The following is a 25,657-nucleotide window of genomic DNA, read 5'->3' on the forward strand; positions in this document are numbered from 1 at the left end:
CGATGGCCAACCCCGAGGACAACAACGACGACTACTGGAAGAAAGCGGTCGACCTGCTCACCGGCTACGTTCTGCCGGAGCGGAAGACGTTGTTCGACACCCTCAAGGGCAACGACGACATCCCGATGATCCACGTCCGGGTGGAGGACGAGGGCGGTCCGGGCTATTCGTCGGGCTTTCTGTCCTCGGGCGGTTGGGGCACCCACAACACCAACTACACGATTCCGTACTACCAGCCCGCCGGAAACGGCACGGACGTCTCCGAGGGCAGCTACCTCTACCGGTACCGCGTGTACATCACCTTCCTCGCCACGCCCGCGGCCGCGCCCCCGAGCGGGGAGGACGTGATCGCGAAGTTCGAGAAGACGAGCAAGGTCCTGATGGACAAGGGCGGCTCCAACAGCGAGGGCGAGAAGCTCGACTGGGACACCAGCGCCCTGGTCCAGTACGTCTACGGCTCCAAGGCCGCCCTCGACCAGCTGACGATGTGGCCCTACTCCACCCACGGATTCGACAACCGCGGCATCACCGTGGGCGACGGCACCTACGTCGACCTGCTGACCTTCACGAAGACGGCCCAGGCGTTCGACCGGGTCGTCAAGTTCTTCGAGGACAGCGCGGTCACCATCGGCAAGTGGGACACCGAGAACATCGGAGAGGGCAGCGACTCCTGGGACGGCACGTCGGCCGCCGTCTTCAAGGAGCTCATCCACAAACTGGCCAGGAACTACGAGGGGTACGCCGACCAGCTCGACGGCAAGGGCACCGAGGGCTCCGCGGTCACCATCGACACGGTGACGGTGAGGTCCGAGCCGGCCCGGGCGCTGGCCGCGGCCCAGGGCGTCGTCCTCGAACAGGCGCAGAACCTGCGTGACGCCTGGGTGGCGTGGAGGGCCGAGAGCAACCCGCAGCGCTGGCTCTACGACATGCTGCAGGACGCCCGGTTCAACCTCATCGACAACCAGTTCGACAAGACGGACTTCGACACGGTGTCCAGTGGCTCCGGGCCGTACACCACCTGGCACAACTACGTGGTGTCGACCGCCGGCTTCCGCAACGAGATCGTCGTCGGGGGGAAGCCGTACGGCAAGCCGAGCGACATGACCACGTGGAAGGCGATCGCCGACGAGGCGGTGCGCCGGTGGGAGCAGTCCGTGCAGGACTGGCTCAGCACGAAGGGCGCCGAGGCCATCGTGGCCATCAACAAGGCGTTCAAGGAAGCCGAGAAGGCCTTCGACACCAGCATCACCGACAGGGACAAGCGTCCCCTCTCCGAGATCTCCGCCAAGGTGGAGTCCGACGCCGAGAAGAAGAAGGCCGAGGCCGAAGCCGCGGCGGCCAAGGCGCAGGCGGAGAAGGAGAAGGCCGAGGCCAAGGCGCAGGCCGAGAAGGAGAAGGCGGAGGCCAAGGCCGAGCGGGACAAGGAGAAGGCGGAGGCCGAGAAGGAGAAGGCCGAGGCCAAGGCCGAGCGGGACAAGGAGAAGGCGGAGGCCGAGAAGGAGAAGGCCGAGGCGAAGGCGGCGGCGGAGAAGGAGAAGGCCGAGGCCAAGGCGCAGGCGGAGAAGGAGAAGGCCGAGGCCAAGGCCGAGCGGGACAAGGAGAAGGCGGAGGCCGAGAAGGAGAAGGCCGAGGCGAAGGCGCAGGCGGAGAAGGAGAAGGCCGAGGCCAAGGCCGAGCGGGACAAGGAGAAGGCGGAGGCCGAGAAGGAGAAGGCCGAGGCGAAGGCGCAGGCGGAGAAGGAGAAGGCCGACGCCAAGGCCGAACAGGCCGCCGCCAAGGAAGAGGCGGCGAAGGAGAAGGCCGACGCCAAGGCCGAACAGGATGCCGCGAAGGCGGAGGCCAAGGCGGAACAGGCCGCCGCCAAGGAGGCGGCGGAGAAGGAGAAGGCCGACGCCAAGGCCGAGCAGGACAAGGAGAAGGCCGAGGCGAAGCAGGCGGCGTCCCAGCAGCAGGCGTTCGTCCTCGCGCAGAACCAGAAGGCGCAGGACGAGGCGAAGAAGGAGCGGGAACGGGCCACGGCCCAGGCGGAAGCCGACCGCGCCGAGGCCAAGGCCGAGCAGGAGGCCGCCAAGGAAGAGGCGGCGAAGGAGAAGGCCGACGCCAAGGCCGAGCAGGAGGCCGCGAAGGAGGAGGCCAGGCGCGAGCAGGAGGCCGCCAAGGCGGCGGCCGAGAGGGAGAAGGCGGAGGCCAGGGCCGAGCAGGAGGCCGCGAAGGAAGAGGCGGCGAAGGAGAAGGCGGCCGCCAAGGCCGAGCAGGAGGCCGCCAAGGCCGAGGCGAAGCAGGAGCAGGAAGCCGCCAGGGCCGAGGCGAAGGCCGCGCAGGAAGCGGCCAGGGCGGAGGCCGGTGCCGAGCGGGAAGCCGCCCGGCAGGACCAGGCCGACGCGCGGTCCAGGGCGGAGGCCCAGCAGGAGGAGGCCCGCCGCGAGGCACTGCGCGAACAGCAGCAGGCCCGGCTGGACGCCCAGAACGCCAAAGCCGACGCACAGGCCGACTACGAGCAGCAGAAGGCCGAGGCCCGCGCCGAGCGGGACGCCGCCCTCCACGACGCCGACCGCCAGGAGGCGGCCGCGCGCCAGGAGTACGAGCAGGAGAAGGCAGAGGCCCAGGAACAGCGGGACCGGGCGCGCCAGGACGCCGAGCAGGAACGGGCCGAGGCCCGCCGGGAGTACGAGCGCGAGATCGCCGACGGCACCGGCGAGAAAGAGGCCCGCGAACGGTACGACCGGCGGATCGCGGAGATCGACGCCGCCGAACGGCAGGCCGTCGAGCGGGCGGACGCCGCCGAGGCCGAGGCCAGGCGGGAGTACGACCGGGCGAAGGCCGACGCCCAGGCGGACCGGGACGAGGCGCGCACGGAGGCCGAGCAGGCGCGCAAGGACGCCAAGGCCGACTACGACCGGCGCATGGGCGACATCCAGGCCGAGTACGACCGGATCGGCGCCGGCGGGAAGGACATCGACGAGCTGATCCGGCAGCGCATCGCCGACCTCCCCGAACCCCCCGACCTCTCCGCACTCGGCCCGGGCGGCCCGACCGGCTCCGCGGGCTCCGCGTACTCCTCCGTGTTCGACGACAACCTGTACAACCAGGACGACCTCGCCTCGGCGCTCGGGCGTCCCCAGGGCGGCGACGCCCTGGCGGGGGCCTCCGCCGGCGGCGCCGGCACGGGAGCGGGCTCGCCGGGGATGTACCCGCCGATGATGCGCGGCGCGGGCGGCGAGGCCGGCGGCACCTCCGGCGAGCGCACCCGGACCGTCATCGAACCCGGGGCCGGCCGCTCCGGCCGGACGGTCACCCCGCAGACCGTCGACGACGAGGAGCACCGCGTCGTCCCCAGGTCCACGCAGACCAGCAGCAGCACGCCCTTCATGCCGCCCATGGGAGGCATGGGCGGGGCGGGGGACAGGCCGCAGACGGAGAGCGGGGACAGGGAACGGACCACATGGCTGGCCGAGGACGAGGACGTCTGGGGCACCGACGAGGGCGGCGCGCCGCAGGCCCTGGGGCGCTGAGGGAGAGGGGACCGGAATGAGTCAGCCGATGGAGGACCGAGTGGCCCGGGCGATGGCCCACCTCGAGGCGGCGGAGCAGGCCGCGGCCTCGGCACGCGCCGAGCTGGACGCGGCGTCGGTCACCGCGCGCTCGTCGGACCGGTCGGTCCGGGTGTCCGTCGGCGCGAAGGGGGAGCTGACCGGCCTGGAGTTCCTCGACGGCAAGTACCGGACCATGGCCGCCGCCCAGCTCTCCGCGGCGGTGCTGGAGGCCGCGAACACCGCGCGGGCCGAGATGGCCCGCAAGGTCGTCGCCACCCTCGACCCGCTCACCCGGATGACCGCGCGCGGCGCCGCACCGGAACGGATGGGCGTCGACTGGGAGTCCGTCTTCGGGGCGCTGCTCGACGAGACCGCCGTGGCGCAGGGGCCCACGGCCATGAGCAGGCTCCGCGACGAGATCGTCGAGGACGACGAGGAACCCGCCGCCCCGCCCGGCGCGGCCCGCGGCAGGGGCGACGGACGGCAGCGACGGCAGGGGGGTGCGTAAGCGTGGCCGGCAACTACTCCGCCGACATCCAGGCGATCCTGCAGGGTTCCCGGCACCTCGCCGACGCCGTGCGCCACGGCGACGAGATGCTGCCCCGCTTCGAGACCGGCTGCGCCGCCTACGCGGGCTGGTGGGGCGAGGAGGGCGGCGACGACGAGTTCGCCAACGCCGTCGGCGAGCAGGTGCGGCGCGAACAGCAGCAGGTGACGGACACGGTCCTCGCCATCACCGGGGGGTTCATGGCGCTGGTCGACGCGGTCGCCGCGGAGGCCGACCACGTGCGGCGGCCGCAGACCCAGGCGGTGGAGGACATCGAGACGCACGGCTCGGAGAGCGGGAACAGGCGCTGAATGGCCATCATGTTCCCGCCCGGCCTGCGGGAGTTCATCGAGGTCTGGGTGGGCGCGAACGTCGCCACCGGCAACGAGGACCGGGGCTTCGACAGCCGTAACCCCTACAAGCGGCTGGCCGACGACGTCAGGGACCTGTCCGACGCGATGAAGGGGGCGATCTCCACCGCCGGGAACTCGCTCCCGCCGCGGATCGCCACGGAGTTCGTCGCCGCGATGAAGCTCTTCGTCGACGACAACGGCCAGAACCACCTGCAGAAGTTCTCCGACGAACTCCGGGAACTGGGCGCCCAGCAGGTGAACCGCTCCATCAAGCTGTCCGAGGCGAAGTACCAGATCCTCATCGAGTTCATCCTGATGAACATCGAACTGGCCCTGATCGCCGCGCTGGCGGTCTTCACCGGCGGTACGTCGCTCACCGAGATCGCCCTCCAGAAGGCGCGCACCGCGCTCACCATCCTGCTGATCCTCCAGCGGCTGGGCCGCGCCGTCCCCACACCGCTCTCGGTGCTCCTGGAGGCCATCCAGGAGGCGTTCGTCTCCTTCGCCTCGCAGCTGATCTCCATGACCGCGCCGGACGACCCGGAGCGCCGGCGGGACAAGTTCGACTGGACGGACATCGGCCAGTCGGCGGTCGCCGGCGCGTTCGCCGGACTCTTCGGGGGCATCTTCGGGGAGGTCGGCGGCAAGTTCATCAACAAGTACCTCAAGAACCACACCTTCTGGAAGGAAGCCTCCGAACTCCCCTTCAGCTTCCTCAACGAGGGGCAGGCGGAGACCTTCGCCGAGGCCTTCACCGGCCTGATCTTCCTCGGCACGTTCACCCTCAACCCCGGCACGTTCCTGAGCGCCGGCCTCAGCGGCCTGATCTTCGAAGCGGCCTCCACCGGGGCGGAGTTCGGCGGAAAGTTCGTCTACAAGAACTACTTCCAGAACACCGGCTTCGGCTCCGGCGACGTCAACGACCCGCCGGGCGGCGGAAACCGGTACGAGAACGGGAACGGAAGCACCGGCCGGTACGAGTACGAGGGCCGGTACGACAAGACGTACGACGGCGGAAACACCCACCAGGACCTCCACAGCGACCCGTACAGCCCGTACAGCGCCCCGTACACCAGCAGCGGCACGTACCGGAACACCTACGACGACACCCACAGCGACACGTACGACGACGCCGGCTCCTCCGTCGGCGACACCAGTGACACCGCGTCGGTCTTCAGCGACACCAGCGACGTCTCGTCCGTCTCCTCCCTCTCGTCCCTCCCGTCCCTCTCGGACCACGGCACCGGCACGGGCACGGACACCGGCGCGTACGGGCATCCGGGGACGACGGGCGCGGTCAGGACGTCGTCCTACTCCGCCCCCTCCCCGAACGCGTACACCGACGCCCACCAGGACTCCTTCGCGGACGACCCGGGAACCGACACCGTCTTCTCCACCCTCAACCCGTCGGTGACCAGGACCCCGGGAACCGACGGGACCGGCGGCACGGACGACGCCCCGACGGCCGACGGTCCCTCCACCGCCGGCTCCTCCGTCCCGGAGCCGTCCCCGACCCGGACGGGGGGCAGCGGCTTCACCCCGGACGGGACCGAACGGCAGCGCTCGACGGGCGACGACACGACCCGGTCCAGCTCCGAGGGGCCGCAGCAGCCGGATCCGCAGGCGCCCCTCGCGACCCACACGGCGCCCACCCCGTCGACCACCACGCCCCCGGGCCAGGCCGCGCCGAACGCCACCCCGCAGTCACGGCCCCAGACCACACCGCCCGGCGACCCGGCGGTCACCGCCGAGCCGTCGAACCCGGACCCGGACCCGGACGCGACCGCTCCCGGCGGCGCCCGAACCCCCGCGCCCGAGGAGCCCGAGCCGTCCCGCCCGTCCCCCGCGGTGCCGAAGGCCGATACCCGGACCATGTCCGGCGACCCGGAGCCCCACCGGCCCGTGCGCACCGAGTCCGAGGACCCGCCGGCCGTCGACGGCCCCACGGCGGAGCCCACCCGGCCCGTCACCGTCGACGAGACGCCGCTCAGCTCCCGGGCACCGACCGGGATCCCGGCCGGGGAGTCCTCCACGCCCGGCTCCCCGGACTCCCTCGACATGATCATGGACTGGGAGGACGGTCGGGACGCGTCCGGGTACGACGCGGCCTCGCAGCCGGACCCGGCCACCGAGGCGCGGTACGACCGGCTGCTGACGGACGTGTTCGGCCCCTCCATCGCCACGAACCCCCTCCACCCCGCCCTGCGCGACACCCTCGCCCACCTCGACCAGCTCCGGCAGGCCGTCCCCGCGCTCCGTGACGGCCCGCTCGACCTGGACGCCGTGACCCGCCAGGTGCTGCTCCTGGACACCGCCCACCCGGTGACCGACGCGCAGCGCGGCGAACTGTTCCGGGTGGCGATGGCCCCGGAGGTGGAGCAGGCGGGCAGCCTGGCCGCCCTGGCCGCCTTCCACCTGGAACTCCGCGGCGTCCTGTCCGCCACCCAGGAGCTGACCGACGCCGGCGGCGTCCCGGGCCGCAACTGGACGAACGCCACGATCCCCGACCTCGACCTCACCGAGGTGGGGAAGGTGGTCCGGCAGCCCGACGGCACCCTGGGCCGCGGCGACGTTCAGCCCGCGCCCTGGCACGGGCCCGGTGAGCCGAAGCCGTACGTCGTCATGGCGGAGGGCGACCACCAGCGGATCGTCGTACGCGGCTACGACGGCGCCCCGCGCCAGGTGCCGATCGACGTGTTCGCCGAACTGCTGGCCCGCGATCCCCGGCTCGCGGCACTGCCCCCGGGCACCCCCGTGGTGCTGCTGGTCCCCGACGCCGGCGCCCGCGGCCTGGACCTCCCGCGCCAGGCGGCGGACCGGATCGGCAGGGAGGTCTGGTCGGCCAACGGTGCCGTGAAGGTGTCCCCGCAGCGGGACCCGTCGCAGCCGCACGTCGTCTCCCTGCTGTTCGGACAGGGGCTGCCGCGCGCCGACTGGATCCGCAGCACCCCCGGCCAGGTGCTCGACCCGGCGGAGCGCGAGAACGCGCCGGAGTGGGAGCGCGAGATGCTGTCGCACAGCGTCGTCGTCGACGGGGGCGCGACCATCGGCAGGGGCGTGTTCGAGGACTCCGAGGCCCCGCGCCGGATCGCGGCGCTGAAGCTCGCGACGGAGTCGTCGGAGCTGTGGCACTACAACCCGGTCACCAAGGAGGAGACCAAGGACGACGAGCCGGTCCCGTTCGCCGGCAAGCCGGTGTACGTCTTCGGCGGCCACGCCCGGTCGGGCGCGACCCGGGTGCCGACCACGACGGACCCGAGGCACCACACCCGCGGGCGGGCGACCGGCGGGATGCTCAGGCGGCGTGCGAGCCTGGCGCAGCTCCCCGAGGACCACGGCGTCCTGATGGAGGCGTGCTCGAGCGCCGAGCCGCCGGGGATCGTCCGCACCCGCAGGGGCATCGACGACACCTTCGTCCCCGACCCGCTGGCGGTCCTCAGCGAGAGCCAGCACGTCGCCAACGAGACCGGACGCACGACGTACGGCGGCACCCACATGGTCAGCTTCGCGACGCGACCGGACGGGACGTTCGTCCACCGCCTCTACACGGACTCGCGGGGCCGGCGCGGGAAGTGGGTGGAGCACCGGCCGGAACCCACCGGCGCCCTGCTCGACGACCGCGCCCGCGCGGCGGGCCTGCACACCGACCCGGTGGGACCGGCCTCGGAGGAGGTCCGTGAGCGGACGCTGCGGCTGGTCCGCGCGCTGCGGCTGGCCTTCGGCGCGGCGATCGAGGACGACAGCCGGTACGGCGACCTCCTCGCCGGGATCGGCGCGCTGGAGTCCCTGCGGGCGACCGACCCGGCCCTGCGCGACCTCGCCCCGTTCTCCATGGACCTGTTCGAACGCGCGGCCCACGCCCGCCGGCCGGGTGACACCGTCCCCGACGCCTACCGGGGCCTGCTCACCGACGCCGCCGACGCCGTACGCCGAGGGCCGGACACCGTGCTGTCCGACTTCGTCACCCTGCCCCACGTCACCGCCGCCGCACAGCGGCTGGGCGGCCTGACGGACCAGGACCTGGACGCCGAGGCCGCCCGCGTCCTGCGACTGGACGACGGCCCGACGGCCGTCGGGGAGCCCGAGCGGGCCCGGCTGTTCTGGGCGACGGTCAAGGCCCTGGAGTGGGAGAGCCGGACCCCCGACCCGGACGCCCTCACCGGCCGGATCCTGCACCTGGACCGGCCCGACCCGGCCCGGCGGCCCGAGCTGCTCGACCTGGTCGCCCGGGCGGCGGCCGTCGGCGTCGACGTGGACGACCCGGTCGAGCTGGGCGCGTTCCACCTGGAGACCCTGGGCGCCCTCTCGCCCCAGACCCAGTTGCTCGACCCGGGCGGTGTGCCCACCGGGCGGCGCTGGTCCCCGACCCCGCCGGACGCTGCCACGACCACGCTCACCGACCGGGTCGTCGTTGCCGCCCCGCAACAGGACGGCGGCTACCGGGCCGTGGGCCAGGAACGCCCGCCGTGGAGCGTTCCCGGCGGATCGCCGGCCTACCTGGTGTGGGCGGGCGGCGGGCGGGACCACCTCCTCATGACCCTGCCCGGCGGCTTCCGCGCCCGGGTCCCCTACGACGAGGTCGCCGAGCTGCTGGCCCGCGACCCGGTGCTCAACACCCGGCCGCAGGAGACCACGGACGTCGTCCTGGCCGTCCCGAAGGCGGCCTTCACCGCACCGGCCGGGGGCGGCACCCCGGGCCCCGATCCGCGGGCCGTCGTCGGCGCCGGCACCGGCCGTACCGTATGGGCCTCGCAGGGCAGTGTGAGCCTGGCCCCGACCGGGCCCTCACGGCCCCACGTCCCCTCCCTCCTGCCCAGCGCGCCGGGGCGTCCCGCGGCGGCCGACTGGGCGGCCGTCCGGCCCGGCGACGGCGGCACCGGAGCGGACGACGTCACCTTCGCGGACCGCCCCGCGACCGAGGTCCCGGCCGAGCCGCCCGCCGCGCTCGCCGACCTCCTCGACCCCGGACCGGTCGGGGGCCTCGAGACCCCGTTGCCGAGCCTGGACGGCCTGCTGGAGGGTTTCGACGCGCCGCTGTCCGACCACCAGGACGACGACGTGGACGACGACCGGGCGCAGGAGCCGTCCCCGGAGGAAGCCGGGTACCGGGAACTGCTGGCGGACATCTACGGCCCCGACGTCATGTCGAGCCCCCTGTACCCGGACATTCGTGACGGGCTCGCACGCCTCGACCGGCTCCGGCGGACCGACCCCCTGCTGGACTTCGGCCCGCTCGACCTGGACGCCGTGGCCCGCCGGGTGCTGCTCCTGGGCCCCGCCGATCCGGTGACCGACGTGCAGCGCGCCCGGCTGCTGGGGCTGGCCTCGGCACAGGAGGCACGGGCGGCGGGCTCTCCGGCCGCCCTCGCCGCGCTCCACCTCCGGCGCCAGGGCGTGCTGTCGCCCACCCACGCCCTGACCACCGGCCCCGACGGACGCCCCCGCGGCCGCGACTGGACCCGGGGCAAGGGCGGGATCGACGACCTGGACCTCACCCGTACGGGAAGGACCGGACCCCGGGCCGACGGCAGCCTGTCACGCGACGAGGTGGGACCCGCGCCCTGGCACCGGCCCGGCGGCCCGGACCCCTACGTCGTGCGGGCGGACGGCGACCGGGACCAGGTCGTCGTCCGCGGCCACGACGGCGCCCCGCGCGAGGTCCCCCTCGACGTGTTCGCCGAACTCCTCGCCCTCGACGTCGAGTCGATCGGACTCCCGGCGGACGTGCCGGTGCTGCTGCTCGTCTCCGACGCCGGCGGGGGCGGCCTGGAGCTGCCGCGGCGGGCGGCGGACCGGACCGGCAGGGACGTCTGGGCGGCCAACGGGGTCGTGGACGTCGCCGAAGGCCCGGACAAGAGCGCCTCCCACCCGTACGTCGTGCCCCTGCGGAGCGCCTGGGGCAGCGACCGCACCGACTGGATCCGCAGCTCCCCCGGCCTGCTGCCCGACCCCGCACAGTCCGCCCGCGCCCCCTTCTGGGAACAGGACCTGCTGTCCCACACCATCGTCACCGACCAGGGGCCGATCGGCAGGGCCGTCTTCAGGGACGGCGACCGCGCACGGCTGCTGCGGGGGATCCGGCACGCGGCGACGGCGACCGAGCTCTACCACGTCAACCGGCAGGACGGGACCTGGGTCAAGGACGACGAGCCGGTCCCGTTCGCCGGCGAGCCGGTGTACGTCTTCGCCGGGCACGGCTTCCTCGGCGAGACGGAACTGCCGACCCGGTCGAACCCCCGCCACCGGAAACGGGACCGGGCGGTGGGCGGCATGCTCGGGCGCCGTCCGAGCCTGACGCGGCGCCCCAAGGACCACGCCGTCCTCATGCAGGAGTGCTTCGCCGCGACACCGCCGGGCATCACCCGCAGGCGCAAGCTGGTCACGGACACGTTCGTCCCCGACCCGCTGGCCGAAGCCAGCCAGAGCCAGCACGTCGCCAACGAGACCGGCCGCACCGTCTACGGCGCCACCCAGGAGGTCGGCTTCAAGTTCGGGAAGGACGGTGAGGTCGCCCACTACATCATCATGGATTCGCGGGGCCGACGCGGGAAGTGGGTGAAGCACCGGCCGGAACCCGACGACGCCGCGCTCGACGACCGCGCCCGCGCGGCGGGCCTGCACACCGACCCGGTGGGACCGGCGTCGGAGGAGGTCCGCGAGCGGACGCTGCGGCTGGTGCGCGCGCTGCGGCTGACGTTCGGGGTGGCGATCGAGGACGACAGCCGCTACGGCGAACTCCTCGCGGGCATCGGCGCGCTGGAGTCCCTGCGCGCCGCCGACCCGGCGCTGCGCGACACCGTGCCCTTCTCCCTGGACCTGTTCGAGCGCGCGGCCCGCGAGATCCGTGCGACGGAACACGGCGACCCGGACGGCGAGCCGGGACCCGACGCCTACGAGGACCTGCTGGCCAGGGCCGCCGACGCCGTGCACCGCAACCCCGGCGCCGTGCTCACCGACCTCGTGACCCTGCCGCACGTGATCACCGTGGCGGAAGGGCTGGACGGTCTCACGGACGAGGAGGTGAACGAAGAGGCCGCCCGGCTCCTGGGGCTGGACCCGGACCAGGTGGTCATCGGGGCGCCCGAGCGGGCCCGGTTCTTCTGGGCGACCGTGAAGACCCTGGAGTGGGAGAGCAGGACCCCCGACCCGGCCGCCCTCACCGGCAGGGTGCTGCACCTGGGCCGGCCCGACCCGGACCGGCTGCCCGACCTCCTGGACCTGGTGGCGCGCGCGGCGGCCGTCGGCGTCGACGTGGACGACCCGGTCACGCTGGGCGCGTTCCACCTGGAGACGCTGGGCGCCCTCGCGCCGGACACCCTGCTGTTCGACGACTCGGGCGCCCCGGCCGGCCGGAGCTGGGCGCCGGGCCCACCGGGTGCGGCGGTGGACGTCAGGTCCGCCCTCGTCATGGCGGCGACACCGGACGGCGGCCACCGACCGCTGCGCCGGGCCAGGATGCCGTGGACCACCGACCTCGCCGAACCCGCCCCGTACCTGGTGCGGGGCGAGGCCGGCCCTGACCACCTCACCATGGAGCTGCCCGGCGGACTCCGCGTCGAGGTCCCTTACGAGGAGGTCGCCGAACTGCTCGCGGTGGACCCGGTGCTGAACGACTTCCCGCGCACGGCCGACATCGTCCTCGCCTCCACGACCCCGACCCCCGCCCCGACGGACCCGCAGGCCACCGACCGGCGGGCCCTCGTCGGCGCCGGGACCGCCCGCGGGGTGTGGATCTCACCGGGACCCGTGGGCCTGCTCGCGCAGAGCGACCCGTCGCTGCCGCACGTCCTCTCCCTGCTGCCCATGGCGGACGGCCGGCGTCAGCAGGCCGACGACTGGTCGGCCGCCCGGCCGGCCTCCGCGTCCCCGGCGGACACCCGCCTGTCACCCACCACGGCCACGGCCGGGAACGACACCGTCACGCCTCCCGGCCCGCCTCCGCCTCCGGGGCCGGACCCGACGACGGCCCTCGTCACGCCGGCCCCGACGACGGCCCTCGTCACGCCGACCACCGAGCCGGACCCGACGTCTCCGAACGCCCCGCGCCTCGACCCCGCCATGGCGCCCCCGCCGAGGCGCCGCACCCCGGCCCGGTTCCAGGACGGCCGGCGGATGCCCGCGTACGTCGACGACCTCCAGTCGCTGCTGCCGTCCACCCTGACCGCCGCCGAGATCGAACAACTCCTGGCCAATCCGGGCACGTTCGGTCAGAGCACGGTCGTCCTGCGCGGCCTGGAGGAGGCCCTGGACACCGTCGACCGGGAACTGGAGCGCCGGCCGGACGCCCGGCCCGCGGACCACGCACAGCTGCTGGACGACGTCCGGCGGACGCTCCGGGACAAGCCGAAGACGCTGGCGGACGGCGAGGGGCGCCCCTTCCCGTACGTCACCGCGGAAGGAAAGGCGCGCGTCCTGTGGGTCAGGGCGCGGCACCACGGCAACTGGGCCCCGTACGACGACGGCATCGGCGACTCGACGAAGATCGACAGCATGCACCGGGCGGCCGCGACCTTCGGGCTGACCAAGAACATGCAGGCCAACTCCCAGTACGGCCTCGGCGGACCGATCGGCCCGGCCGGCACCGCGGCGTTCGGCGGCTTCGGCCGTCTCGCCCTGCGGTTCGGCTTCATCAACAAGGTCGGCTACACCCTGACCGACCAGCGCATGAACCAGATGGAGACCCGGACGCTGGACAAGTCGCGGGCGTTCCTGGACGACATCCACTACGAGTTCCGCGTCACCGATCCCGCCGGACGGGTCGTCACGGGCATCGACCCCGAGCCCGGCACCGCCCCCGATCCCGAGACCGACCGGGCCGTGCCCGCCCGGTTCTCCTTCGGCGTCCGCAAGGGCCTCCTGGTCCGCCTGCCCGACAGCGTGACGAAGATCCCGAAGCCGGGCCGGATCCCCCGCTCCATCGACCTGGACCGCAACTCCCAGTACCGCTTCGTCCGTATCGAGGGGTTCGGCCCCGTCGCGGCGATCCGTGACTGGGCGGCCCGGCAGATCGGAGTCCTCCCCGGCAGCTCCGCCTACACCGAGCTGGACATCTTCTTCTCCGGCGACAGCTTCCAGCGGCACGGCGGCACGATGGCGCGCGGCCGCATCACCACCCCGCCGCTGTTCGCCGACGACAAGAAGAAGTCACCGCTGGGCGTCTTCGTCGTGGAGGAGATGATCCCGCGGACGGCGATCCTCGTCGGCGAGACCGACCAGGCCGAGATGCGGGACATCAACACCTCGACGGTCCGCAGCGAACGGAGCCGGGCCGACGGCAGGAGCCTGCTGCTGCAGGCCGTCGCCGGACCCGCCTTCAACTTCCACGACCCCGGCACGGCCCCCTTCGACCTGCGGCTCCAGTTCGGGCCGACCGCACAGTACTCGTACGCGAAGACCTGGTCGGTCGGACTCGGCGGGGCCGGCACCCTCAAGTCGGCCGGACAGGTGAAGGGCCCCAGGACCGCGCTCTACCTGGTGGTGAAGTCGGTGCGGGTGCGCCGGGCCGGTGACAACGCGCCGCCGACGCGCTTCCTCACTTGGAGCCTGGACCGGATGACCAGCTCCGAGGCACGGCGGCTGGCCGGATGGGACGACGGGACCACACTCGCCCTGCGCAACGGCGCGGACCCGCCGTTCGTGCCCGCCTACCTGACCGTGGACCGTCCGCGCACCCTGGGCATGCACCGGGTGAAGGAGTTCACCTTCGACGACGGCCTGCGCACCCGGGTCACCCCGGATGCCGCGGACGGCGTCGGCCGCACCCTGCTGGACCAGTTCGCCGACGGCGTGGTCGACGCCGTCTCGCATCTGAACCAGGACCTGGTGGTGCCCCTCGACCAGCTGCTGCCGCCGAACCTGCCGAAGGGCTGGCGCACCCGCTTCGACGACCTGCTGGGGCGCAGGCCCGACCAGGTGCTCCGGGCGGCCGAGAGCCTGCCCATGCCGCCCCGGTGGACCGATCCCGTCAAGTACCGGATCGCGCTCCAGAACACCCTGCAGATCCTCGGTGTGCTGTCCCAGCAGAGCGTCACCGCGAACCTGGAGGCGCTCACCACGGTCGGCCTGCCGGTCAGGCTCAGGGACCCCGACTCCGTCGGGACGACCTATTACACCCTCCACGTGCACGGGACGCTGACCGGGCGCCGTTACGAGGGCAAGGACGTCGACGAGGGAATGCGCTTCAGCGCCCAGGGCGTCGACCGGATCGACGGCCAGACGAGCGTGAAACGAGGCGTGGACCTGGGCTTCGAGGGCACGTTCTCGGGCCGCGACAACGACCGCGACGAGGCGGGCCTGCCCCGTAACACGCTCGGGCTGACGCTGGGCGCACGCCAGGGATGGCAGTGGGAGTCGGAGACCTCCTTCGGCTCGACGGTCACCAACGAGCCGATGTCGGTGACCAGCAAGCCCACCCACCTGTACCGCTACGACCTCGCCCTCACCGCGAGCCTGAGCGGCTACTGGCGGCCCCGCGGCCTGATCCGCGGTGTCGGCCTCGGGCTGCCGGGACTGCTGGTACTGGACGAGCCGGTCAACGTGCTCTTCGGCCGGACGCCTCGGGGTCACCTGCGGGGCGGCGGCCCGATGACCGGGCAGGTGCTCATCGGCGTCCCCGTACAGCACACGCCCGAGGCGGACCCGCACGCGGACGGAGCGCTCAACCCGTACCTGTCCGACGAGCCCGCGCCCACGTCCATGACCACCGAGCGGGCCCTCGCCCTGGCGAAGGGCGATCTCGTGCTGCCCGCGGGCACCGGCCCGCAGCAGCCCGCCGGACGGCTCGCCGACCGCGGGACACCGCAGTTCAAGGAGTTCCGGCAGCACCCGTTCGTCATCGTGAACGTGGTGCTGTCGCCCACGCTGACCGCGGAGGTGGACCGGGTCCTGCGGACGGCGTCGGGCCGCGCCTGGCAGCTGGTGAAGGAGGGCGCCCCCACCCGGGACGCCATCGTCCGCACCTTCACCCCCCAGCACCTGACGTCGAGCTTCGACCAGAGTTCGGGGCCGCTGGGCCTGGTGGGCAGCGGCCTGCTGGGCAAGGGGCCGTACGGCGAGCTGTGGGGAACCTTCCGGTACACCACGACGGTCGGGAACCTGCGCGCCCTCACCCCGCCGATGTCCATGGACACCGAGATGACGCTCGGCGGCACCCGCCAGGCGGCCGGCAAGACCAGCAACAGCACCAGTTTCGTCTTCGGCGGCCAGCTGGTCTACTCCGTCGCCCAGAATCCGGGCCACGGACTCATGGGCGCGTACGGAATCGTCGCCAACCCCATCTCCAGGACCGGCACGCAGAGTCTCAGCGTCGTGCGCACCGTCGTCGCGGACATGAACCGCAAGGGCTTCACCCACCAGGTGCTCGTGGCCGGTGATGTGCAGCACTGGTTCGCGCTGTTCTCCAGCCGGCTGGGCACCGGCCGCATCGGAACGTCCGCGGCGGGCAGCGCCCTCGTGCCGCGTTCCCTCGCCGGGGCCGCGGGGACCGCGCTGACCAGCCCGGGCGGTCTGCTGGGGCATCTGCCGGAGAAGAGCGCCCACCGGATGGGGCTGATCGACGACGGACTGGGCGGCGTCCCCCGCTACACGAGTCAGGTCTGGACACCGCAGCCCTGGATGCGCGGCGCCGCCTTCGGCACGTACGCGGTGAACGCGCTGGACCCCACAGACGTGCTGCTCGCGTTCGACAAGCGGATCGGCAAGCTGGGACTCGACGACGAGAGCCGGGAGCGGATCCGGCAGCTGGTGACGGGCCGCGCCACCCGGGCGCTCAAGGGGGAGATGACGACCACCGGTCCGTCGACCCTGGTCAAGGCCGGCGGCTGGGGCTGGGACAGCGTCCGGATCGGCAGCCGGCGGGTGCGGGCACGCGTCGAACTGATCCCCGGGACACCCGTGTTCGACGGACTCGACCACAGCGCCGAACTGGAGGAGAACCGGCGGGCGATCGAGACCGCCCAGCAGAACTCCGAGTTCTCGGCCGGCGCGGACCTGGGCTTCCTGACCAGCCAGGCGGTGTACACCGGCAACCCCCAGGTCCCGGCCGCCGGACCCACGTACACCGAGGGCGGCTCCAACCGGAAGACGGTCGCGTCGAGCCACACGGTCACCACCGTCACCATCTACCGGGCGGCGTCCACCGAACCGCACGCGGAGGTCGTCACCCCGTACCGGATGCGCATCACCCTGGAGGCCGACGACACCCCCCACACCGGCGCGCCGGCCGACCCGGACCTGGAGGAGGCGGAGTCCACGGCCCTCGACCGCTTCCGGGGCCGGCTGACCATCGTCGAGGAGGACGACGCCGGCGAGCTGCGCGAGCACGTGCCGCTCAGTCTGATGGAGCCGGCGCCGTCACCGACGGGGACGGACGGGCCCGGCACCTTCGGGGCCGGCCGGCTGCTGCCCGCGCCCGACCCGGCGGCCGACCCCGCCCTGGCCGGCCCGCCCCGCCCGGTGCCGCTCTCCGGGGTGGAGAAGAAACTGACGGTCCGGGACGGGGACGGCGTCACGCGGCCGTTCGCCTTCCCCGAGAACGGCATGCACCCGCGCGGGATCATCGGCATCGAGAACATCCGCATGGCCGGCGACCTCCTCCTCACCAAGGCGTACGACGTCGGCTTCTCCCTCCGGGCCCTGGAGGCCGAGGACGGTCCCGGCGACGACGCCCTCACCGACCTCCTGCGCAGGACCAGGGAGACCGGACTGACCCGCCTGGGCACCGGCTCGGCGCAGGCACTGGAGGACGGCACCAGCTCCACGGCGGTCACGGCGTTCTTCCCGCGCACCACCGAACCGGACGGCTACCAGGTGGCGGGGCTGACCGAGAAGTCCCTCGTGGGCACCGATACCGGACAGCTGTCACTGCGCTCGGCCCCCGACTTCAGCCGCGCGCTGCTGCTGACGGTCGCCGACGGCAAGAAACTGGAGGTGCTCAGACGGTACGGGGACAACGCCGGCACGTCGTCGTCCGTCGAGCACAGCCAGTCCTCGAGCCTCGGCGGCGCCTTCCTGTACGACTCTCCCAACAACGCGGGTCTCAACCAGATCGGAGTCTTCGGCCCCGGCCCCAACGACCTCGACGGTGACGTCATGCCGGTCGGGGACGACCACCTGACCTCCCGCAACCTCAAGCCCAAGACGGGCCGGTCCTTCCTGTTCGCCGTCCCGGCCACCTGGATCGGCGTCGGCGACGTGCACCGCGGCATCCTGGACTCCAGGCTCGCGAACCGGATCCGGGGCGGGACCTTCGCCAAGGCCCGGTCGGGTCCGCAGGCGATGGAGTCCGAGGCGTACGTCGTCACCTGGATCCGGGAGGACGTCGCCCGCGACCTGCGGATCATCACCGACGCGAACTTCCCCGAGAGCGTCTCGAAGGCGTGGGACGCGGTCGAGAGCGCGAGCAAGGCGTGGGTCGACGCCGACAAGGCCTACTGGAAGAAGCGGCGGGCCTCCGGCGGACTGCGCGCGGACCTGGATGCCGCGCAGGCCTCCCTCGACGAGGCCGCCGCGATCGCCCGCGCGGCGGCACGCCCGGTCGGCCTCGCCCGGACGGGCGTCGAGGACGCGGACAGGGCCCTGACACAGGCCGAGGCCGACGCCCGCCGGGACCACGGCATCGCGGACGCGGACGTGGCCGCCGCGCAGGCCGAGGTCGACGCCTTCGCCGACGGCGAGTACGGCGCCGCACCCGAGCACGACGGCTGGGCGGAGGTCCTGCGGGACGAAGAGGACGCCGCCCTGGCCCGCCTGGCCGATGCGCAGGAGGCCGCCGGGAAACTGCGGAAGGCGGCCGACCTGCGGCTGGAGACCGCGCGCACCGAGAAGGCGTTGGCCGACGGGCGGCTCGACGCGGCCCTGCTGTCCGCGAGGGCGCCCGGCCGGACTCTCGACGAGGCCACCGCCCGCCGGGACACGGCACGCGAGGCCTTCGACACCCGGCGGGCCGAGTTGGACGCGCTCAGGGACACGGCGGAGAAGGCCGCGGCGGAGTACCACCGGGTGCGGGCCGGGACGGACCAGCTCACCCGCTGGCACCGGCTCGCGGCCACCGCGGAGGGCCGTGAGGAACTGGACGGTCTCCCCGAGCCGCCCGCGGTGACCTACCAGGCCCCGCCCAAGAAGCCCGTGGCCGAGCCCCCGGCCCCGCCCCGCTACACCAGGACCGGTACGGCACCGGACACCGTCCTCACGTCTCCCGGGAACGAGACGTACACGCTCCAGGACGTGCCGAGGGACGGTGAGGCATTCTTCCGCGCGCTCGCCCTCGGCCTCGAACGCGCCGCCCCGGGGCTGCTGGCCGCGCAGGGCATCGACCCCGCCGATCCACGGGCGATGTCCGACCTGCGCCGGAGGATGGCCTCCTGGCTCACCGACCACGCCGACGAGGACCTGCTGGCCGCCGTCGCCCCCGACCACACCGACCCCTTCAGCGCGGAGGAGATCGCCGCGGCGGGCCTGGACCTCGGAACGGACACTCCCGCACGCCGTGAGTTCGACGGCCTCGGCGGTCTGGTTCCGCACGTCGCCGATCTGTCCCCCGAGGTACGGGCCGAACTGGCGATCACCCAGCTCCTCCGCCGGGGCGACGCCCCGTCCGAGGCAGGCTGGAACCACGCCGCGTCCGACCTGCTCCCGCTGCTCGCCGCACGCACCTTCGGCGTGCGCGTCACGGTCGTCGGGAGCGACGGCGCCTTCCAGGACTTCGCTCCCGGGGACCCGGCGGGCGCCGGCAGCCTCCAGGCGCTCGTCGGCACCTCCGCCCACTCCGGCGCACACGTGGTACTGAGCCTCGACGACCGCCACTACCAACTGGCCCTGCCGACCGTCCCGACACCGCCGAAGGGTACGGAGACGCTGCCGAAGGGCACGGACCCGCAGGCGCCGAAGGGCACGCAACCCCCGGCGCCGAAGGCGAAGACCGGGCAACCGGAGTCCCAGCCGCCGAACGTTCCGCCTCAGGGAGGCGGAAAGAAGGGCTCCGAGCCGGAGAGCGACAGCGGCCGGGCGAGGGGCCGTCGGGTGCCGGTGCCCGGCACGGGCGAGTGCCTCCTGTACTCCTTCATGGCCGGCGACCCCGTGCACATCCGTACCCGTCTGGGCGGCCTCGCCGCCACCGACCGCGCCGCGTACGACTGGCTCGGGAACCCCGACGCGGTACGCGGCGAGCTGCGCCGGCAGGCCGGGTCCGGTACCAGGGCCGGCCCTTCCCGGGCCGCGCTCCGCGCCATGCGGTCCCACGTGGAGGACTACGTGGACCGCAGCGGGGGCCGGCTGCATCCGCAGATCGTCGGCCAGTTCCGGCAGACGGTCGCCGACGAGTTCGGGGCACGTGTCCGGGGAATGAACCGGGCCGGGATGCTGGCCCTCCTCGCCCACCACGGCGTCCGGCACGTCCCCGTACCCGAGGCACTCGACCCCGCCGACCTGCTGACGCGGTACGTCGATGCCCGCATGGCGTCGCGTCCCGCCGACCCGGAGGTCTCCCCGGAGGACGCCAGGGCCGTACTGGAGGCGGAGGCCGAGGACCTGAGCCCGCGCCGGATGTTCGAGCACCTCGAGCAGCACGGCCTGATGCCGACGCCCGACGGCCTCGACGACCGCGCACTGGCCCGCCTGCTCGGTACCGCCTACACGCAGAGCACCGCGCCTCTGGACGACACGGAACTGCCCAGGCTCATGGACGCCGTCGTCAACTGGGAACGCCGTTGGGGGACACCGGAGGGAGAGATCTTCCTACCCCTCTTCGCGCACGCGTTCGATCTGCGGGTCGACGTGGTGCAGTCGCTCCCGTCGGGTGCCCGGCGGGTCAGCGGCGCCGGGCCCGACAACGCCACGCGGCAGACGGAGGTCTACTACAACGGCGTCAACCACTACGACGGCAGCGACGCCGCGGCCCGCGACCGGTTCGGCGACCCGGTCCTCCCGAAGCGTGTCAAGGACGAGGAACGCGACCAGGACGGCGACGTACGGCTCAACCCCCTGTGGGTGCCGTTGGACGAGGTCGACCCGGACCTGCTGATCACCGGCAACCGCGACGCCGTATGGCTGTACACGGTCACCGATGACGGGCGGGTGATCCTGGGCACGGAGGACCTGAGCGGGATCATCACGCCGGAGCAGTTCGACGCGCTGCTGGCGGGAATGCGGGAGAAGGACCCCGATCTGACGGCGGAGGCGCTGCGCAGGACGCTCGACGGGCTGGGCCACACCGGCATCGCCGCCGGTTTCGCCGACGACGGCGGGGAGACGGCCGGCCGGACGCTGCCGGGGCGCAGCCGGGTCTCCGGCGAGTTCCGCTGGAACGAGAAGCTGCGTTCCTGGGTGGTGAACGACAAGTCGGGCCGCTACATGAGCGAGTCGGTCCGCCCGGGTCTGGACGCGGCGGAGGCCGCCGACTGGCTGACCAACGTGGCGGCCCTGTTCAGCGCCCGGCTGGGCGTCGTGGTCCGGACCGACCAGGTGAAGACCGCCGCGGCCGGTCCCCCGCCCCCACCGGCGCCCGCGCCCCCGCCTCCGCCGTCGGCTCCCACCGCCACCGCGGCCGGCCGGGGCGCTCCGGCCCCCTCGGCCACGCCGTCCGGTGACGACACCGGCAAACTGGACGTCGCCCGCCGGGTCGGCGCCGTACTGCACGGCCTCGGCCATCCGGCGGTACTGGCCGGAGCCGCCCGCGGCCGGGTGCAGTTCGGCGGGCCCCGGCCCCTGGGCACCGTGGAGTTCCAGCTGCCCGCGGCCGCCCTGCCCGCCGTCGACGGGATCCGTGCGGCGCTGGAGCGGGAGCTGCCCGGAGCGTCGGTGCGGATCCTGCCCGGCACGGCCGGCGGCCGGGTCCTCGCCCTGTCGGTGGACGGTGTCGACCTCACGGTCACGGCGGTGGACCGGCCGGTCTCCGGCACGGTCACCGTCGACGGCTTCACCCTGCCGGAACCCGCCGGCTCGGTGGCCGACGCCGCCCTCGCCCTGACCACCGCAACCGACCCGGAACTGCGCGGACGCGACCTCCTCGACCTGCTGTGGGCGCTGCACCGCGGCCCCGCCGACGACCCCCGCACGCGCACGACGGTCCTCGCCCGCGAAGACGCCTACCGTGCCGCGCGGCCCGCCGGCGCCGCCCCCTCCCTCGCTGTACGGCTCAGCGAACTGCTCGACTCCGCCGCCCTGGACGCCGAGACCCTCGCCCGCCACGAGGAGACCTGGCGCGCCCTCGGCGTCACCGACGCCGACCTGCCCGCGCTGCGCGCCGAGCTGACCGTGCTGGCCGACGGGCTGCGGGTCCTCCCGGAGGTGACCGCGGACCCGGTCCGGGCGCTCGCCGCCCGACTGCCCGGCCTGTCCGCCGCCGACCGTGACGCGGCGCTGGCGGCGCTGCCGCCCGCGCACCGTGAGCGGCTGGCCGCCGACCCGGTGCTCGTGGACGCCCTGCGCGCCGGGCACGACCCGGCCGAGTTCGCCTCGGTCGCGGCGCACCTCATGACGCGGGTGCCCGACGGGGTCGGACAGCCCGTCTCCGCCGGCGACCGGGCCCGTACCCAGATCGCCCGGATGCTGCGGGACCCCGATGTCGCGGCGCGGCTGCTCAAGCGCGGTTCACGGGTCCTGGTGGTGCCCAGGGGCGAGGCCATGACCTCCCTGGACGCCTTCCGCTTCCTGCGGGGCGCCGTCACCGGCGACGGCCGCCCCTGGGACGACGTCCGCGGTGCCGGTACGCGCACCGCGGCCGTCACCGAGGAGAACCTGCTCGGCGAGCGCACCACCGTCGGCACCGGCACGCCCGCCTACCCCGACGGCTACTCGACCACCGTGCACGAATTCGCCCACACCATCCACCTGCACGGTCTGGACCCCGTCGACCGGCAGCGCATCACCGACGCCTTCCGTGCCACCACCCGGGCCGGCGAGGCGGGCAACTGGCCCGACGGCCCCCTCCACGGCCACGACGCCGACGGCCGCCGCAGCGCCCCCAACTACAGCAGCCGCGACGAGCTGGAGTTCTTCGCCCAGCTCACCAACGTCTACCTCAGGGCCAACGGCGGCGACGACCCCTACACCGGGCTGCCCCGCGTCAACGCGGGACCGGAGTGGGTGCGCACCCGCCAGCCCGCCCTGTACCCCCTGCTGCGCCGGCTGTACGGAGAGGGCCCCCCGCCCCGGACCCGCCACCCGCGCAGCGTCGAACCCGCCCGTCCCCGCGGGGCGCGTCCCGCGGACGTCAACCCCGTCGAGGCCACCGACGTGGAGAACGAGGCGCTGGCCCGCGCCCGTGCGCTGTGGGACGTCGCCGAGGGCGCCCCGGGTGACGGCAGCGACTCCCACGTGGCCGTGCGCGCCCTGTGGGACGGCACCACCGGCGCGCACGTGCCGCAGCCGCACGCCCCCGCGCCCCTGCCGTCGCCGTTGCCCGCTCCCGCGCCGGAGGCGCGGTCCGCCGCCGCGCCGCCGCCCGCCGACGACGCCGGCCGGCAGCGTCTTCAGCGACTGTGGGCGCTCGTCGACGCCACCTTCGGCTCCCAGCCGCTCTCGCAGGAGCTGCGCACCGGGCTGTTCAACTCGCTGCGCGTGGTCGAGGCGGTGCGCGCCCGGCACCCGCGCCTCGGCCGCGGCCCGCTGGACCTCGCCGGCATCACCCGGACGCTGCTGCACCTCCCGCCGGACGCGCCGGTGGACGCGGCCCGGCACTACGACGCCCTCACCCTCGTGAGCAGCGCCCACCGCAGGGGCCGCGCCGGCAGCCTGGAGGCCGTCGCCGCCTACGGGCTGACCCGGCAGGGCTATCCGCAGCAGTCCGTGCTCAGCGGGGACGACGGCGCGCCGTACGGCAGGAACTGGACCGGACGTCCCGGCGTCCGGCTGCACATGGACGTGGTCGCCGATCCCCGGGGTGTCCACCCCTCCCCCTGGGGGCCCGCCGCCCACGCGGTGCTGGCCGAACGCGACGCCGGGGGAATGCTGCTGGCGGACGGAAGACCGGTGTCGGACGAGGAGTTCGCCGAACTGGTGCTGCACGACCCGGGGCGGCGGCCGGACGTGCCCGTGGTGATCCTGATCGGGGAGGAGGACGGCCGCAACGAGGTCCTCGCCCGGGTGATCGCCGACCGCACCGGCGCCCGTGCCTGGTTCACCTACGGCGACCTGCGGCTCGAAACGGCTCCGAGCGGCCGCCGGGTCCCGGTCCTGGCCGCGCCCGCCTCCGCGAACGAGCCGTCCGGGACCTGGATCCCCGCCGACCCGGGGCTGGTCCCGGACGACCCGGAGGCCCCCGTCAGGGCCTCGGACGGCACCGTCTTCCCCGACTCCGACATCCACACGTACCCCCTGGTCACGGTCGACGGACAGGCCCTGACCGGGCGGGTCTTCCTCGACGCGCACGACATGGCGATGCGGGAGGAGGCCCTGCGGGTGGTGTCGGCCATCCAGCACTACACCCAGGTCGAGGAAGGGCTGCCCGGTGTGTACGCCGGGCGGCAGAGCGGCTTGCTGCCCCTGCCGCGGGCCCTGGCCGACTCCTACGTCGTCGTCGGCCACGGCGACAGCGGACGCACCACCCTGCCCCGCCGCAGCACCGCCGCCAACCAGGCGGTCCACCCCCGGCAGCTGGGCCGGGTGCTGGCGCGGCGCAAGAGCATGCGGGCGCTGCCCCCGGACAAGCCGGTGTGGCTGCTGCTGTGCGAGCTGTCCATGACGCGCGCCGACCAGGACCTGCTCGCCCATCCCTCCTCCGCCCAGTACGTCGCCAACGAGACCCGTCGCACCGTCTTCACCGTGGACCGGCAGATCTCGCCGAGCGAGGCCGAGGGCGGCCTGCCGCCGCGCCTGGTCGTGTACGACGACCCGGACAACCCCGTCGGCCACATCGGAGAGTTCCGTCCCGAGCCCGCGACCGCCGCCCTCGACGCGCTCGCCGACCTGGGCGGGCTCTCCGCCGGCCTGCCGGGGCGCACCGACCGGGCCCTGCACTGGGTGCGGGCCCTGCGGCTGACCCACGGCGTGCACATCGACTCCGACCCGGACCGCGAGGCGGAGTTCCACGAGCTGATCGAGGGCTTCGGCGCCCTCGAAGCGCTGCGCTCCCGGTCCGCCGGCAACGCCGCCCCCGGCCCGCTCACCTGGGGCGGACTCCGGCACCTCGTCGGCCAGTACGCCGCCCGGCAGGGCTGGGACCGGTCACTGACCGCCGGCTCCCTGGCCCACCTGCTGCACGCCGCACGCACCGGCGGCCTGGGTGCCTCCGACACGGCAGGACCCACCGCCCCCGCCGCCCCGCCGGTCTCCACCGGCGCCCCGGCCCCGACGGGCACGGTGGCCCGGCCGACCGGACAGGAGACGCCGCCGGACACCGGCCCCGACGCCATCCTGCTCCAGGCGCCGCCCTCCGAGGAGGCCCGGCGCCGGTGGATCGCCGGCCAGGCGGGCGCGGACGACCTGCCCGGCGATCCGCCGGGACTCACCGGCGCCGGGTTCGTCACCCTGGACGAACTGAGGGAGGCGGGCATCGGGATCACCCCCGGCATGGATGTCGAGGCGCAGCTCGGCGGAGGCATCCGGGGGAGCGGACTGCCACCGCTCGACCAGGTGCGGCTGCTGCTGGCCCGCCCCGGCCCGTGGCCGGACGCCCTCGACACCGTCGCGGCCACGGTCGCGCGCCGGATCTGGCGCTCGGCGTTCGCCGACTTCACGAGCAGCGCCGCGCACCCGGACGCCGCCCGGGCCTGGGAGACGGCCCTCGGACTGCTCCTGCCGGGCGACCCGGACTCCATGCTCGCGGACTGGCGGTACGCCGGGGAGGAGTTCCGCGACGCGGTGCGCAGGCTCGCCGGCCTCCTGGCGGCGGAGGGGACGGACCCCCGGACGGTCGCGCGCCTCGCCGCCCGGTTCCGGAGCGTTCTCGGACTGCCGCCCATCGCGACGGACGGTCCGGACGCCCAGTAGGCCGGCCAGGAGGACGCACCGAGGCCGCACGGCCCGCGCCGGAGCACCGGATCAGCATCGCCGACCCGGGCCGGGACGGCGAGGGCGCACCGCCGGACGGGTCGTGGTCGGCTGCCGGTGCACGGGAACGACCGGCGACACCGGGGAGTGTCGCCCCCAGGAAGCGCTCGGCCGGCGTCAGCCCCCGGCGACGCGGACCACGCCCTCCGGCTCGCGGTTATCCGCTGCCGGCGGCTCCGGGCCCGGCGCTGAGGGCGGCGCATGGCGCGTCCAGTGCGCGACCCTACCTGGGGCAAGTC

General features: G+C 74.1%; 4 protein-coding genes. All 4 read left to right on the plus strand.

Features of this window, described 5'->3' with window-relative positions; genetic code table 11:
* Nucleotides 1–2 precede the first annotated feature (2 nt).
* The 4 genes from IE172_RS16245 to IE172_RS16260 are packed head-to-tail and all read left to right on the plus strand — an operon-like array spanning nucleotide 3 to nucleotide 25,358.
* On the plus strand, nucleotides 3–3,512 hold the full coding sequence (locus IE172_RS16245) for an AAWKG family protein (RefSeq protein WP_190097960.1): 3,510 nt from the start codon (nucleotides 3–5) through the stop codon (nucleotides 3,510–3,512).
* Nucleotides 3,513–3,540: 28 nt separating this feature from the next.
* Nucleotides 3,541–4,041: a YbaB/EbfC family nucleoid-associated protein gene (locus IE172_RS16250; protein ID WP_229886121.1), complete on the plus strand. Its 501-nt coding sequence runs from the start codon at nucleotides 3,541–3,543 to the stop codon at nucleotides 4,039–4,041.
* Nucleotides 4,042–4,043: 2 nt separating this feature from the next.
* Nucleotides 4,044–4,391 carry a hypothetical protein gene (locus tag IE172_RS16255; protein WP_190097962.1) on the plus strand — a complete coding sequence of 116 codons (348 nt, stop codon included), beginning with the start codon at nucleotides 4,044–4,046 and terminating at the stop codon, nucleotides 4,389–4,391.
* Nucleotides 4,392–25,358 carry a lonely Cys domain-containing protein gene (locus IE172_RS16260; RefSeq protein ID WP_190097963.1) on the plus strand — a complete coding sequence of 6,989 codons (20,967 nt, stop codon included), beginning with the start codon at nucleotides 4,392–4,394 and terminating at the stop codon, nucleotides 25,356–25,358. It begins immediately after the preceding gene.
* Nucleotides 25,359–25,657 lie beyond the last annotated feature (299 nt).

Origin of the sequence: Streptomyces griseoflavus (assembly GCF_014649995.1) — a bacterium.
GTDB lineage: Bacteria > Actinomycetota > Actinomycetes > Streptomycetales > Streptomycetaceae > Streptomyces > Streptomyces griseoflavus.

Coding starts and splice junctions, on each gene's coding strand:
- IE172_RS16250 (WP_229886121.1), top strand. CDS start 3,541: ATGGAGGACCGAGTGGCCCGGGCGATGGCCCACCTCGAGGCGGCGGAG.
- IE172_RS16245 (WP_190097960.1), top strand. CDS start 3: ATGGCCAACCCCGAGGACAACAACGACGACTACTGGAAGAAAGCGGTC.
- IE172_RS16260 (WP_190097963.1), top strand. CDS start 4,392: ATGGCCATCATGTTCCCGCCCGGCCTGCGGGAGTTCATCGAGGTCTGG.